We start from the raw sequence: 13,947 nt of genomic DNA, 5'->3' as shown, positions 1-13,947 counted from the left end.
AGCATCCGGCCCTGCATAGGAAGTCGGGCCCACCGACTTCCTATGCAGGGCCGCTCGACAGGAACGTCGCCGCCTTCGGGGGAAGGGCGGCTCCCGCGAGTTCGCGGGAGCCGCCCTTTCCCCCAGGCGCCGCCGTCACGCTGCGGCGGGCGTCGGGACGATCCAGAGCTCGGCCGGGCCGCTGATGATGACGGACTCCAGGCGGGCCGGCACCGGACTGGCCGGGTCCAGGATGCTGCCGGGGTAGGCGCCGAAGAGGCCGTCCAGGGCCACTTCGGCCTCCAGCCGCGCCAGGGGTGCGCCGAGGCAGAAGTGCGGGCCGTAGCCGAAGGACAGGTGCTCCTTGTCGGGGCGGGTCGGGTCGAAGTCGTCCGGCCGGTCCGGGTGGACCTCCGGGTCCCGGCCGGCCGCGCCGAATCCGAGCAGGATCGGCTCGCCCTGCCGGATGACCACGCCCTCGCCGAGGTCGATGTCCTCCAGCGGGTAGCGGAGCGGGATGTGCATCACCGGGCTCTCGTGGCGCAGGGTCTCCTCGATGACGTCCTCCCACGCGAGGGTGCCCTCGCGGACCTGGGCCAGGTAGCGGGGGTGGGTGAGGAGCGCCTGGACGGCGCTGGTGATGAGGTTGACGGCGGTCTCGTACCCGGCGCCGAGCATCAGGAAGAGCTCGTCGCGGGACTCCTCCTCTTCGCGGCCCGTGTCGCCGCCGGTGCTGACGGCGGCCACGTCGCTGGCGAGGTCGGGCCCGGGCTCGCGCCGTTTGAGCTCCAGCAGTTCGGCCAGCACCACGTTGATCTCCGCCCGCGAGAGCGTCATCTGCTCGGTCGTCGCCGTCGTCGTCAGCAGGGTGTCCATCGACCGGCCGATCTGCGGCCGCATGTCGGCGGGTACGCCGAAGAGGTCGCAGATCACCGTCATGGTGAGCGGGAGCGAGAGGGCCCGGCGGATGTCCACGGCCTCGCCGGGGGCGAGGTCACGGAACGCGCCGACCAGGGCGGCGGTCGTAGCCTCGATCCCCGGCCGCAGCGCGGACACCCGGCGGAGCGAGAACGAGGGCGCCATCCGTCGTCGTGCCGAGCGGTGTTCGTCGCCGTAGCGGTTGAAGAAGTTCTGCTGGAACGCGATCGGCCCCATCGGCCACCCCTCGGGCACCGAGGCCAGGCCGGGCCAGTGCTTGCGCGGGTCGCGGGAGATCCGCGGATCGCCGGTCAGGGCGCGGATCACCGAGCTGCGGGTCACGGACCAGGCGATGATGCCGCCGGGGAGTTCGACCCGCACGGCGGGCCCGGCGGCGCGGAGCTCCGCGTTCTGCTGGTGCAGGGCCCGGGCGGTCATGTCCAGCACCGGGCAGCCGTTGTCGTCTGGAGCCATGGCATTGCTCCTCAGGATCTCTCGGGGGCGCCCCGGCGGTCCGTGCGCGGCACGGCCCACCGTGTCCGGGGTCTGTGCTCCGTTCTAGAACGGCCCGGGGCGGTCGTCAACGGGCCGCGACAGTGTTACCAGGATCATCCAGCCAGACGGACTGTGCACCGTCTACACCGATGGTCACGCCGAACCGGCCCAGGTCCGGCCTCCCCTCCTCCACCCACCACCGGCGGCCGCCCACGATCTCGTCCCACAGCCAGCGGGGCCCGCATTGCTGAACAGCGTCCTCGCCGTTCCACCTGGCGTAGCGAACCGAGGCCCACGATCCGGCACCGTCGGACAGTTGCATGCGAAAGATGCCGCTGGGGTCGGCGGCGACATGCGCCGCCACCGCGAGTGGAAAAGAATCGCCCTGGCTCACTCCGTGCCGTTTTCCGAATACCTGAAGTCGGCCCCACCGACTTCTTGCGCAACACCGCATCCGTCGGCCCGCGTCCCAGGCGTCCTGGGGCGCGGGCCGACGTCATGACCGGGCCGGGCCTGTGCGGAGAGCGCAGGCCTGGCCCCCTCCGCAGGTAGGCGCGTCCTTGTGCGTAGGAAGTCGGTGAGGCCGACTTCCTACGCACAAGAGACCTGGACAGGACCGTCGCCGCTTCGGCGGGGCCGAAGTGGCGACGGGAGCAACCGAGCTGGAGGAGGGTGGGAGCGCGGGAGGGTCAGCGGCGGAGGAGGTGTTCGGCGAGGTCGACGGCTTCGCGGACGGGGACGAGTCGGCAGTCGGTGGTGCCGAGGCGGGTGGTGGTGATGCCGGTGGCGGCGGCGAGGACCTGGCTGCCGAGATCGGCGAAGTGGAGGTCGTCGAGCTCGGGGGCCCGGAAGGCGAGCCAGCCGTCGGGGCCGACGCAGCGGTATTCGCGCAGGGGGACGTCGGGCATGCGCTGGTCGGCGAGATGGAAGGCGGTGAAGCGGGCCATCGGGACGCCGAGCATCAGCACCCTGGCGTCGAGGTCGTAGAGGCGTCCGAGCGGGGACTCGGGGCCGAGATGGGAGGTGAGGGGGTGGTGGGCGGTGATCTCGTGGGCGTGCCGGCCGAGGGCCGTCCAGGAGGTCTGGGGGTGGCGGCTGCGCAGGGCGCCGGGGCGGGTGCGGATCTCCTCGGAGAGGGCGCCCATGGTCGGCGAGCACGGGGTGGTCGCCGGGTCGAACCGCGGCATCCGGGCCCGGTAGGCGGCGGTCTCGGCCGGGGTGAGGCCGGCGGTGGCGGTCTGGTGGATGCGCGAGGTGGCGGAGTTCTCGGGGGTGGCGGTGTAGGCGACCAGGGTGCCGCCGGGGCCGAGGACGTGGAGCAGCGCGTCGGCGACGGTGGCGGCGCCGCCGTCCACCGGGCCGAGGGCGCGCAGGGAGGCCTCGACGTGCACCACCATGCCCGGGCGGACGCCGAGTTGGGCGAACCCGGCGGCCAGACTCCCCGCGGTGAGGGCGGTATCGGTGAGGGCGGTATCGGTGAGGGCAGTGACGGTGCGCATGGCCGCTCCTCTGGGTCAGACCTCGGCGTGGCGGGCGTGGCCGCGCTCGTGGCGGGCCCGTTCGGCGGCCCGTTCGGCGGCGGCGGGCAACGGCACGGCGAGCCACGGAACGACGCTCTCACGCATGCCGTCGGCGAAGCGCAAGCCGAGCGCCGTGAGGGCGCCGGATCCGGCCAGCCGGTCGACGGCTTCGGCGGTGTACCGGCGCCAGAGCGCGAACTGCGTGCGCGCCCGGTCTGCGGCCTCGCCCGGCAGCCCGTCGTAGGCGAGCGCGCGGGTGCCCCAGTACTCGGTGACGGCGAGGTGCGCGTAGGTGCCCTGGAGCAGGCCTTCGAGCGGGCGCGGGTCGGGCCGCCAGGGCGCGAGGTACAGCCGGTCGTCGGCCGGGTCGTGGAGGTCGAACAGGTCGAGTACGGCGCCGAGTTTGACGTGCTGGAACTCGTGCGCGAGCAGCAGTGCGAGCGTCGGCGCGGTCGCGGGCCGGGCGATGCCGACCGCGCCGTGGGCCTGCCGGGCGGCCGAGCTGACGTCCCGCCCGGTGGGGCCCGGCCGTAGCGGGGTGATGGTGGTGAGGCCGGCCCGGAGGCCTTCCGCGTACGCGGGCAGGTCGTGCCCGAGCAGTTCCCAGGCTTCGCGCAACGCGCCCGTCCAGTCGAGCAGTTCGCCGTCGGAGAGCCGGCCGGCCACGGCGTGGTCGTGGCTGTCGCGCAGCGGGTCGACGTCCTCCAGGGTGACCGTCCACCCTCCGGCCAGCCGGACCCGCCGCAGCGGCTCGTCCAGGGCGGCGGACACCGATCCGTCGGACGCCCGCACGCTGAACCCGTCGGCCAGGCCGGTGACGACCGCCTCCCCGTCCGGGGCGGCGGTCCGCCCGAGGGTCGGCAGGTGCAGCCACCCGCCGCGCACCGGCACCGCGACCGCGTCCCCCCGCCCGGCGCGGACGGCGGCGGCGGCGGCCAGGGCGGCCAGCGGGCCGAGCCCGACGGTGAGGTCCCCGGCGAGCCGGCGGGCGGCCCAGGCGCGGGCGTACGGGTGGGCGAGGACGGTGTCGACGGCGGCGGGTGCGCTCGCGTCGAGTTCGGACAGCAGCGCCCAGGCCGCCGATCCGGGCTGCCCGGAGGCGTCCCAGGCGGCGGCCAGCATGGCCCGGGTGAGGGCGAGTTGGGCACGGGACAGGGCCCGTACGGTGTCCTGGTCCCCGTACCCGCGGGCGAGCTGGTCGAGCTGCCGCTCGGTGAGGGTGGCCGGCACCACCGGCTCCCCGGCCTGGGCGGGTACGGAAGGCCCCGCCGCGGCAACGGAACCGGCAACGGACCCGGCAACGGACCCGGCAGCGGAAGCGGCGGCGGAACCGGCGGCGGAACCCGCGGCGTCGCCGGCGAGTTCGTTGATGAGCTTCATGAGGTCACCGCAGTAGACGGAGGGATTGTCGAAGCCCGTGTCGGCCCGGTACCGGTGGGCGTACAGGCCGCCGCCGCAGCTGCGGACGACCGGGCAGGCCCGGCAGGCGGCGCTCAGCCCGGCCAGCCCCGACTGGCGGGCGGTCATGCCGGGGTGCAGCGCGACCTGGTCGAGGCTGTGCGTGAAGACGTCGTACCCCGTCTCCGGCGCGCCGTCGTAGGCGGTCTTGAGGCTGTCGGCCTGTTCGAAGCTGCCGTCCGTCTCCAGGACGACGAGGTCGGAGGGTTCCAGGCCGAGCGATTCGGTGAGGCTGGAGAGCCCGTGCAACGTCCGGTGGACGGATTCGAAGGTGCGGACGGCGAACGGGCGGCCGTCGGCGTCCCATCTCCGGTACACGGCCAACAGCCAGTCCGCGTAAGGCGTTTGCGCACCGTCGACGGCCGGTTTCGGCCGGTCCTCCCAAGTGGCGTGCGGCAGCAGGAAGTCGACGGCGGGGGGGTCGAGTTCGGCCAGGGCGCGGTAGACGGCATCCGGGTCGTTCTCGATGTCGACGGTGCAGAGCAGCCCGGCGTAGAGGTGCCGGTACGCGGGCCGGCGCAGCCGGTCGACCGCCCGCAGGACGTGCGGGTGGCTGCTGCGGCCGTCGGCGAAGCGGCGGTGGCGGTCGTTGGCGGCGCGGTCGCCGTCGAGCGAGACGCCGACCCTCATGCCGACTTCGGCGAAGAGTTCGCAGTAGGCGTCGTCGAGTTGGACGCCGTTGGTGTGGATGCGCAGGTCGAGTGCGCAGCCGGGCGGGAGGGCCGCCCGGAGCGCCTTGGCCGCGTGGCGCAACCGGTCCGGGCCGGCGAGCAGGGGTTCTCCCCCGTGCAGGACGACCCGGACGGCGGGCAGCCGGTGCGCGGCCGCGTGGTCGCCGATCCGCTCGGCGATCTTGTTCAGGACTTCGTCACCGATGACCTTGGGGCGTCGACGCCAACTGGTGTCGGCGTGCTCGTACACGTAGCAGTGATCGCAGGCGAGATCACACCGGCTGTGCACTTTCACGACGAACTGGGTGAAAGGCAGCGGAGTTGGCGTCATGGTCGATCGGATTCAGCCGGAGCCGATGGTCAGTCGGCTGATCAGATGGAGGAGTTGAAGGCCGCGACCGGCACCGCACCCGCGCCGGTGTCGGGCAGGGCTCGTCGGATCCTGGTGGAGAGTTCCTCGGCGCCGAGCTGGGCGAGGTCGGCCAGTGAAGGTCGGGTTTCGCCCTGAGGCTCCGTCAGTTCAGTGCGGGGCATGGTGTCCAGTGCGGGTGTCATGTTCGATTCTCTTCCACGATGGGGGTTAGAGAGAAGCAGGGCCGGGTATATACGTCGGCCTAGTCGACCAGGGTACTGCCAGCACGTGGGCTGTGCCGTTCTCTTGCGTGCCCCTAACAGCCCACTACCCCCTTCACGCAGCGAAGTCCCGCCAAAAGTTCACCCACTCGGCGGTCGCGTGAAGACACCTGACCGGCGCACAGGAGCACGGCGACGCGCCGCCGGCCCCACCCCGGCGGCGCCCCTTTGCCGACGTACGGCCGCCGCCCCGGACCGGCCCGCTCCACCGGCGCGGCCGGAGCCCGCTCCCCCAGCGCTCGCGCCCCATCCGAACCACCGGTCGGCGAGGGCCGGTTGGCGCGATTCGACAGCGCCCCGCGCTCCCCCGCCGCCGCACGACGGCCAGCCCGACGAGCCCGACGGCGGACCCGACGAGCCCACCGACGGACGCGCCGGTATTCGAACGCCTCGCAGACCCGCCCGCTACGGGCAGAGCCGCTCCACCCGCCACCCGCCCGCTCCGGCCGGATCGGCGAGGTAGCGCAGCCGGTCGTGCAGCCGGTTCTCTCGCCCCTGCCAGAACTCCACGCTCTCCGGGATCACCCGGTACCCGCCCCAGAACGGCGGCACGGGCACGCCCTCGCCCTCCGGGTAGCGGCGCTCCAGTTCGGCGTAGCGCTGTTCGAGGACGTCGCGCCCGCCGACCGGGCTGGACTGCTCGCTGGCCCAGGCGCCGAGCTGCGAACCGTGCGGCCGGGTACGGAAGTAGGCGGCGGTCTCGTCCCGGCCGACCTTCTCCACCCGCCCCTGGACGATCACCTGGCGGGCCAGCGCGACCCACGGGAACAGCAGCGCGGCGTGGGGGTTGGCGGCGAGCTCGGAGCCCTTGCGGGAGCCGTAGTTGGTGAAGAAGACGAAGCCGCGCGCGTCGTAGCCCTTGAGCAGGACGGTGCGCGAGCTGGGCCGCCCCTGGGCGTCGGCGGTGGAGAGCACCATCGCGTTGGGCTCGACCACCCCGGCGTCGTCCGCCTCGTGGAACCAGCGGGTGAACTGGGCGATCGGCTCGGGCGCGAGCTGTTCCTCGACCAGGCCCTCGTGGGTGTAGTGCTTGCGCATCACGGTGAGGTCCGGTCCGGGCCGGGCATCGTCGGCCAGGATCCGGGTGGCGGGGCTCAGGGGCGTCGACTGGGCGCGTTCCGGGGTCTGCACGTCAACATCATCCCGTACGACAAGCAACCGGCACCGCTACCTCCGGACAAACCCCGGTGGGAGATAAGGTGTCCCGCCACCGCTCGACCGCCCCCCGTACGGTGAATTGTCCCGAACCAGGCGTTTGGTTCCGGAGATTCCCGGGCACGACCGACCCTCGGCGGAAAAGTCAAGCAGGCCCAAGCGCAACATCACCATGGTGGTGTATGGCGCAATGCACCCGGTGCCTGTCACTCTGGCACCGAGTGCCAACCACCATTCGGTCACTGGCGCGCCGCCCCACCACGGCGCAGCGCCGATCGCAGAACTGAAGGAGCCGTCGTATGTCCGACTTCGTACCCGGGCTTGAGGGAGTCGTCGCGTTCGAGAGCGAGATCGCCGAACCCGACCGTGAAGGCGGCGCGCTGCGGTACCGCGGTGTCGACATCGACGACCTGGTGGGCCACGTCTCCTTCGGCCACGTCTGGGGCCTGCTGGTGGACGGCAAGTTCAACCCCGGCCTGCCGGCCGCCGAGCCGTTCCCGATCCCGGTGCACTCCGGTGACATCCGGGTCGACGTGCAGTCCGCGCTCGCCATGCTCGCCCCGGTCTGGGGCCTCAAGCCGCTGCTCGACATCTCCGCCGAGCAGGCCCGCGACGACCTCGCCCGCGCCGCCGTGATGGCACTGTCCTACGTGGCCCAGTCGGCCCGCGGCCAGGGCCTGCCGATGGTCCCGCAGAGCGAGATCGACAAGGCCGAGACGGTCGTCGAGCGGTTCATGATCCGCTGGCGCGGCGAGCCGGACCCGAAGCACGTCAAGGCCATCGACGCCTACTGGACCTCCGCCGCCGAGCACGGCATGAACGCCTCCACCTTCACCGCCCGCGTCATCGCCTCCACCGGCGCCGACGTGGCGGCCGCGCTCTCCGGCGCGGTCGGCGCGATGTCCGGCCCGCTGCACGGCGGTGCGCCGTCCCGCGTGCTCGGCATGATCGAGGAGATCGAGCGCACCGGCGACGCCACCACCTGGGTCAAGAACGCGCTGGACCGCGGCGAGCGCCTGATGGGCTTCGGCCACCGCGTCTACCGCGCCGAGGACCCGCGCGCCCGCGTGCTGCGCCGCACCGCCAAGGAGCTCGGCGCCCCGCGCTTCGAGGTCGCCGAGGCGCTGGAGAAGGCCGCGCTGGAGGAGCTGCACAACCGCCGCCCCGACCGCGTGCTGGCCACCAACGTCGAGTTCTGGGCCGCGATCATGCTGGACTTCGCCGAGGTGCCGGCGCACATGTTCACCTCGATGTTCACCTGTGCGCGCACCGCGGGCTGGTCGGCGCACATCCTGGAGCAGAAGCGCACCGGCCGGCTCGTGCGCCCCGCCGCGCGCTACATCGGCCCCGGCCCGCGCCGCCCCGAGGAGATCGAGGGCTGGGACGCCATCGGCCACTGAGCCCACCGGGCGCCCCGCGTCCGCACCACCCCTGAGCAGCGGGTCCGACCTCCGTCGGGCCCGCTGTTTCCGCAGTTGGGAGCCGTGAAGATCACAGTCTCAGCGTGCGGACGACCGTACCCCGGGCGGCTCCCCGGCCGGTAGGCTGCGCGCGTGGCTCAGATCCAGATCCCCGCTGACATCAAGCCCGCAGACGGCCGTTTCGGCTGCGGACCGTCCAAGGTGCGCCCCGAGGCCCTGAGTGCCCTCGCCGCCACCCAGACCTCCCTGCTCGGCACCTCGCACCGCCAGGCCCCGGTCAAGAACCTGGTCAAGCGCGTACGCGAGGGCGTGAGCAGCCTCTTCTCGCTCCCCGAGGGCTACCAGGTCGTCCTCGGCAACGGCGGCTCCACCGCCTTCTGGGACATCGCCGCGTTCGGCCTGGTGCGGGAGAAGTCCCAGCACCTGGACTTCGGCGAGTTCTCCTCCAAGTTCGCCTCCTCGGTCAAGGCCGCGCCGTGGCTCGCCGAGCCCAGCGTGATCAAGACCGCCCCGGGCACCCACCCGCTGCCGGTCGCCGAGGCCGGCGTCGACGTCTACGGGCTCACCCACAACGAGACCTCGACCGGCGTCGCGATGCCGATCAAGCGCCCGGTGGGCGCGGACGAGGGCTCGCTGGTCCTGGTGGACGCCACCTCGGGCGCCGGCGGCCTGCCGGTGGACATCACCGAGACCGACGTCTACTACTTCGCCCCGCAGAAGTCCTTCGCCTCCGAGGGCGGCCTGTGGCTGGCCGCGTTCTCCCCGGCCGCCCTGGAGCGCGCGGCCGAGATCGCCGGCTCCGGCCGGTACATCCCGCCGTTCTTCGACCTGCCGACGGCCATCGACAACTCGTCGAAGGACCAGACGTACAACACCCCGGCGATCTCCACCCTGTTCCTGCTGGCCGACCAGCTGGAATGGCTGAACGGCAACGGCGGGCTCGACTGGGCCGTCGCCCGTACGGCTGATTCCTCGTCCCGGCTGTACGCCTGGGCCGAGAAGTCCTCCTACGCCAGCCCGTTCGTGGCGAACCCGGCCGAGCGCTCCCAGGTGGTCGGCACCATCGACTTCGACGAGTCGGTGGACGCCGCGGCCGTCGCCAAGGCACTGCGTGCCAACGGCATCGTGGACACCGAGCCGTACCGCAAGCTGGGCCGCAACCAGCTGCGCGTCGCGATGTTCCCGGCGATCGACCCGGCGGACGTCGAGGCGCTCACCCACTGCATCGACTACGTGGTCGAGCAGCTCTGAGCGATCCCGTGCACGACTGAGGGCCACCGCCTCCGGGCGGTGGCCCTCAGCCGTTGCGGCGGGGTCGACCCGCCGGGCCGGGCGGGTGCGCCGCCGGCCGGGCCTACCTCCCGGCCATCGAGCTGATCAGCACGACGACCAGCAGCAACACCAGGGTGCCGGTCACGATACGCATACGAGTCTTGGGATCCACGGTCAACGAGCGTACCTCCGGACCACCCGCCGACGGATCGGAGCCCCGGGCCCGACGGCCGCCCCGGGCCCGACGGCCGCCCCGGACCCAACGGCCACCCCGGATCCGGGCGCGCCCCGGCTCAGCTCCAGTCGGCGAGCGGCCAGGCGCGCAGCGAGGAGTAGTGGGCGAAGCCGCCGTCCAGGTCGCTCTGCATCAGGTGCAGCTCGGCGGCCTCCCACTCGGGCCCCCGGTAGTCGGCCAGCGCGGCCGCCAGGGTGTCCAGCTCGGCCGCCGCGAGCCGCTGGACGGCCCGCCGGTGGCCGCGCGAGGAGCCGGCCCGGGCGAGGGTGAGGTGCGGGTGGAAGGCGAAGGCGTCGACCTCCCCGGTCACCCCGGCGGCGGCCTCGGACACGGCCTCGGCGAGCCTGCGCAGCGCCCAGGTCTGCCCCTCCACCCCGACCCAGAGCACCCGGTCGCCGAACCGCCCGGCGCCGGACAGCCGCAGCCGGTGCACCGGATGCACCTCGGCGACGGCGGCCAGGCCCGCCTCCAGCTCCGGCAGTTCCTCGGCCGCCACCTCGCCGAGGAAGGCCAGGGTCAGGTGCCAGCCCTCGACGGTGGTCCAGCGCAGCCGGTCCGCCCCGGGCAGCCCGCGCACCGGCGCCACCGCGTCCGACAGCCCCTGCAGCGCGTTGACCGGCGGCAGGACCGCCACGAAGAGCCTCATGGAGACATCTTCCCGCGCGAGGCCGTTTGGGCTAGAACCTTTCGTATGAAGATCCGCACCGGGGGACCGGACGACGTTCCCGACATCCTCGCCCTGCTCGACGGCGCCGTGGGCTGGCTGGCCGGCCAGGGCCGCACCGGCCAGTGGGGGGACCAACCCTTCAGCACCATCCCGGCCCGGGTCGAGCAGGTCGCCGGGTACGCCGCCGAACCGTTCCTGGTCCGCCTCGCCGAGGACGACGAGGGCCGCGCCATCGGCTGCTGCGTGCTGTCCGAGCAGCGGGGGAAGTACATCCCCCCGGTGGACGAGCCCGAGCTGTTCGTCCGCATCCTGGTCACCGACCGCAGCCGCAAGGGCTCGGGGATCGGCGCCGCGCTGATCGCCGACGCGGTCGAGGAGACCCGCCGGCGCGGCCTCGGCCTGCTGCGGGTGGACTGCTACGCGGGCGCCGACCGCAGGCTGGTCGGCCAGTACCGGGCGCTCGGGTTCACCGAGACCGAGTCCTTCGAGGTCGAGCAGCCGGACGGCGTCTGGCCCGGTCAGGTCCTCGCGATCCGGCTCTGACCCAATCTCCGAGGCCCTGCACCGAAGCCCCGGGGCGGACTACCGCCCCGGGGCGTGACGCCTCGTCAGCAGGCGGGCGCCAGCTCCGACTTGTTGGCGGTGACGGTCCGCGGCACGAAGGCCACCACCCGGCCGCCACGGCCGGGGTGCAGGTCGAACCGCACCCTCAGGTCCGCACTGCGGGCCAGCACCAGGCCCACCACGCCGGCCGCCAGCGCGGACACCAGCCCGCAGGCCAGCAGGCCGAGCCGGGGCCCGTACGAGGCGGTCACCCAGCCGACGATCGGGGCGCCGATCGGCGTGCCGCCGGTGAAGACCAGCACCAGCAGGCCCATCACGCGACCGCGCATCGCGGGGTCGGTGGCCAGCTGCAGCGTGGAGTTGACGGAGGTGTTGAAGCTGAGTCCGAACACCCCGATCAGCGTCAGCAGCACCGCGAAGGTCCAGTAGTCGGGCGCGAACGCGGCCACCACCTCCAGCGAGCCGAAGGCCAGCGCCGCCGCCACCAGCCGGCGCAGCCTGGGCACGCCCCGGCGGGCCGCGAGCAGCGCGCCGGCCAGCGAGCCGACCGCCATCGCGGTGTTCAGCAGGCCGTACTGCCCGGCGCCGACCTTGAAGGTGTCGTAGGCGAACCCGGAGAGCAGCGTCGGGAAGTTGAAGCCGAAGGTGCCGATGAACCCGGCCAGGACCATCGGCCAGAGCAGTTCGGGCCGCTCCTTGACGTAGCGCAGGCCCTCCCGCAGCTGGCCCTTCTCGCGGGCGATCGGCTCGGTCGGGCGCAGTTCGCTCTCCCGCATGGCGAGCAGCCCGCCGATCACGGCGGCGAAGGACAGCGCGTTGACGGCGAACGCCCAGCCACTGCCGACCACCGCGATCAGCAGGCCCGCGACGGCGGGGCCGACCAGCCGGGCGGTCTGGAAGTTGGCGGCGTTCAGGCTGACCGCGTTGGCGAGGTCCTTGGGCCCGACCATCTCGGACACGAAGGCCTGCCGGGTCGGGTTGTCGACCACGGTGACCAGGCCGAGCAGCAGCGCGAAGGCGTACACGTAGTACGGCGTCACGACGCCGCCGATGGTCAGGACGGCCAGGCCGGCGGCCAGCAGGCCCATCGCGCCCTGGGTGTAGATCAGCAGCCGGCGCTTGGGCATCCGGTCGGCGAGCACGCCGCCGAACAGGCCGAGCAGCAGCATCGGCAGGAACTGCATGGCGGTGGTGATACCGACCGCGAGGGGGCTGCCGGTGAGGCTGAGGACCAGCCAGTCCTGGGCGATCCGCTGCATCCAGGTGCCGGTGTTGGACACCACCTGGCCGGCGAAGTAGTAGCGGTAGTTGCGAACGCGAAGGGAGGAGAACATCCCCCCGGGCCTCGTGAAGCGGGCACCTGTGGGAGACGTGGACGCGCGGGTGCGTCCGGGAGCGGCGGGGTCGTCCGCCGCGGTGCGTTCGTCGGGGTCGTCGTCGCCGCTGCCGGGCAGCCCCGTGGGGGCGGGCGCCTGGAGGTCGGCGGCCGCGGCGCCTGCCGCGGCGGGGTCGGTGGTCTGGTCGTCGGTGCGGATGGCGGCGGCGCTGGCTGCGGCCGGCGGTGTCACGGTGGTCTCCCCTCGCGGCGCGGCGGCCCGAACTGCGGCCGTCGCGCTCCTGGTTTCGGTGGTCGGTCCTGCGGTGATGCGGTGCTCCTTCTTCTCCCGGCCGGCGGGCCGGGGTCGGTGTGCCTAGAGGTGTGCGAGCTTGTAGAGCACGGGCGCGGCCTCCCGGAGGACGGCCCACTCCTCCTCGTCGAGCCCCTCGGCGAGCTCGGCGAGCCAGACGTTGCGGCGCCGGCGGCTCTCGGCGAGGATCGCCTCGGCCTGCTCGGTGCTGCTGACGACCACCTGGCGGCGGTCCTCGGGGTGCGGCTCGCGCCGCACCAGCCCCTTCTCCTCCAGCATCGCGACGATCCTGGTCATGGAGGGCGGCTGCACGTGCTCCTTCCGGGCGAGCTCACCCGGTGTCGCCTTTCCGCATCTGGCGAGGGTGCCGAGCACCCCCATCTCGGTGGGGCTCAGCGACTCCTCGACCCTCTGGTGTTTGAGTCGACGGGAGAGGCGCATCGTGGACGATCGCAGCTGATTGATCGCTGCGAGGTCCTGCTCGGACATCTCGGGCATGTTCTTTAGCTTACGTCATTACTCTCGCTAAGGAAAATGCGTTCCCAGTCCACCCGGCCGACCCCGCCCGTTCACCGCGCGCCGGAAGATCGGCCCGGTGCGATGCTGGTGCTGGGTCTCGAATGATCTCGACTGGAAGGGCCGACCAGACATGTCCGACCTCGCCGCCGACCCCGCCGCCGCCCCCGCCTCCGGCCTCGCCGCCGCGCCGGACAGCGCCGGCTTCGCCCGCCTCGCCATGGTCACCATCGACTGCGCCGACCCGATCGCGCTGGCCCGGTTCTACGGCGAGCTGCTGGGCTGGGAGAGCCGCCACCTGGACGAGCAGTTCGCGATCCTGGACAACCCGGAGGGCGGCAGCCCGCTGGGCTTCGGCCGGGTGTCGGGCTACCGGCCGGAGCCGTGGACGGAGCCGGACGGCGGCAAGCACTTCCACCTGGACTTCTACGTGGACGACCTGGACGAGGCGATCGCGAAGGCGCTCGCGCTCGGCGCGACCGAGCCGACGTACCAGCACGGCCGGACGCTCAAGGTGCTGATCGACCCGGCCGGCCACCCGTTCGGACTAGCCCCACTGGAGTGACGAACCCGGAGCGACGAGCCCGGGGGGACGGACCCGGAGCGACGAAGCCGGAGTGACGAACCCGGAGTAACGGACGAACCGCCCGGCAGCCGTGCGCAGGCGGTGTCAGGGGTTGGTGCCAAGATCATGCAGGCCGCGTAAAGGTCCATCCTGACCAGGGACTTCACGAAAAGCGCGAACCTTGTGCGACCGCCCGGTAGTGGCTACTGTCCCCCGTTGTCAGGGGCACCACACGCCAGGTCTCCCTTCG

At 72.9% G+C, this 13,947-nt stretch carries 12 protein-coding genes; 4 read left to right on the top strand and 8 right to left on the bottom strand.

Features of this window, described 5'->3' with window-relative positions; translation table 11 throughout:
- Positions 1 to 135 precede the first annotated feature (135 nt).
- From ABT015_RS06940 to pdxH, 5 genes are all read right to left on the bottom strand, one after another.
- Complete coding sequence (locus ABT015_RS06940) at positions 136 to 1,371, bottom strand: cytochrome P450 (protein WP_350877541.1); 1,236 nt, start codon at positions 1,369 to 1,371, stop codon at positions 136 to 138.
- A gap of 710 nt (positions 1,372 to 2,081) precedes the next feature.
- Positions 2,082 to 2,891, bottom strand: coding sequence for an AAC(3) family N-acetyltransferase (locus ABT015_RS06935; RefSeq protein ID WP_350877539.1), 810 nt, complete (start codon positions 2,889 to 2,891; stop codon positions 2,082 to 2,084).
- A gap of 15 nt (positions 2,892 to 2,906) precedes the next feature.
- On the bottom strand, positions 2,907 to 5,372 hold the full coding sequence (locus ABT015_RS06930; RefSeq protein WP_350877537.1) for an FxsB family cyclophane-forming radical SAM/SPASM peptide maturase: 2,466 nt from the start codon (positions 5,370 to 5,372) through the stop codon (positions 2,907 to 2,909).
- A gap of 41 nt (positions 5,373 to 5,413) precedes the next feature.
- The gene (gene fxsA / locus ABT015_RS06925) at positions 5,414 to 5,596 is read right to left on the bottom strand and encodes an FxSxx-COOH cyclophane-containing RiPP peptide (protein ID WP_350877535.1); all 183 of its coding nucleotides are present in this window, start codon (positions 5,594 to 5,596) and stop codon (positions 5,414 to 5,416) included.
- Positions 5,597 to 6,079: 483 nt separating this feature from the next.
- Complete coding sequence (gene pdxH / locus ABT015_RS06920) at positions 6,080 to 6,712, bottom strand: pyridoxamine 5'-phosphate oxidase (RefSeq protein ID WP_350877761.1); 633 nt, start codon at positions 6,710 to 6,712, stop codon at positions 6,080 to 6,082.
- Positions 6,713 to 7,128: 416 nt separating this feature from the next.
- Here pdxH and ABT015_RS06915 point away from each other — a divergent pair, with 416 nt between their 5' ends.
- Entirely contained in the window at positions 7,129 to 8,229 is a 1,101-nt protein-coding gene (locus ABT015_RS06915) for a citrate synthase 2 (RefSeq protein ID WP_350877533.1), read from the top strand.
- Between the two features lie 153 nt (positions 8,230 to 8,382).
- Positions 8,383 to 9,501, top strand: a complete 1,119-nt coding sequence (gene serC, locus ABT015_RS06910; RefSeq protein ID WP_063348193.1) for a phosphoserine transaminase — start codon at positions 8,383 to 8,385, stop codon at positions 9,499 to 9,501.
- 314 nt (positions 9,502 to 9,815) lie between these two features.
- On the opposite strand, the gene thpR is transcribed toward serC, so the two are convergent.
- Positions 9,816 to 10,403 carry an RNA 2',3'-cyclic phosphodiesterase gene (gene thpR, locus ABT015_RS06905; protein WP_350877530.1) on the bottom strand — a complete coding sequence of 196 codons (588 nt, stop codon included), beginning with the start codon at positions 10,401 to 10,403 and terminating at the stop codon, positions 9,816 to 9,818.
- A gap of 45 nt (positions 10,404 to 10,448) precedes the next feature.
- Between thpR and ABT015_RS06900 the strand changes: the two genes are divergently transcribed.
- A complete protein-coding gene (locus ABT015_RS06900; RefSeq protein ID WP_350877528.1) occupies positions 10,449 to 10,967 on the top strand; it encodes a GNAT family N-acetyltransferase in 519 nt (172 codons plus the stop codon).
- Between the two features lie 65 nt (positions 10,968 to 11,032).
- On the opposite strand, the gene ABT015_RS06895 is transcribed toward ABT015_RS06900, so the two are convergent.
- Both ABT015_RS06895 and ABT015_RS06890 read right to left on the bottom strand, forming a co-directional pair.
- Positions 11,033 to 12,556 (bottom strand): MFS transporter, encoded by a 1,524-nt coding sequence (locus tag ABT015_RS06895; protein WP_502897270.1) that lies wholly within the window; start codon positions 12,554 to 12,556, stop codon positions 11,033 to 11,035.
- A 123-nt stretch (positions 12,557 to 12,679) separates the two neighbouring features.
- On the bottom strand, positions 12,680 to 13,114 hold the full coding sequence (locus ABT015_RS06890) for a MarR family winged helix-turn-helix transcriptional regulator (RefSeq protein ID WP_063348195.1): 435 nt from the start codon (positions 13,112 to 13,114) through the stop codon (positions 12,680 to 12,682).
- 151 nt (positions 13,115 to 13,265) lie between these two features.
- On the opposite strand from ABT015_RS06890, the gene ABT015_RS06885 reads away from it, so the two are divergent.
- Positions 13,266 to 13,697: a VOC family protein gene (locus tag ABT015_RS06885; protein ID WP_350877526.1), complete on the top strand. Its 432-nt coding sequence runs from the start codon at positions 13,266 to 13,268 to the stop codon at positions 13,695 to 13,697.
- The last annotated feature ends 250 nt before the right edge of the window (positions 13,698 to 13,947 follow it).

The sequence above is a fragment of the Kitasatospora sp. NPDC094016 genome (assembly GCF_040304045.1).
Lineage (GTDB): Bacteria > Actinomycetota > Actinomycetes > Streptomycetales > Streptomycetaceae > Kitasatospora.
This window is presented reverse-complemented; position numbering and strand designations above follow the sequence as displayed.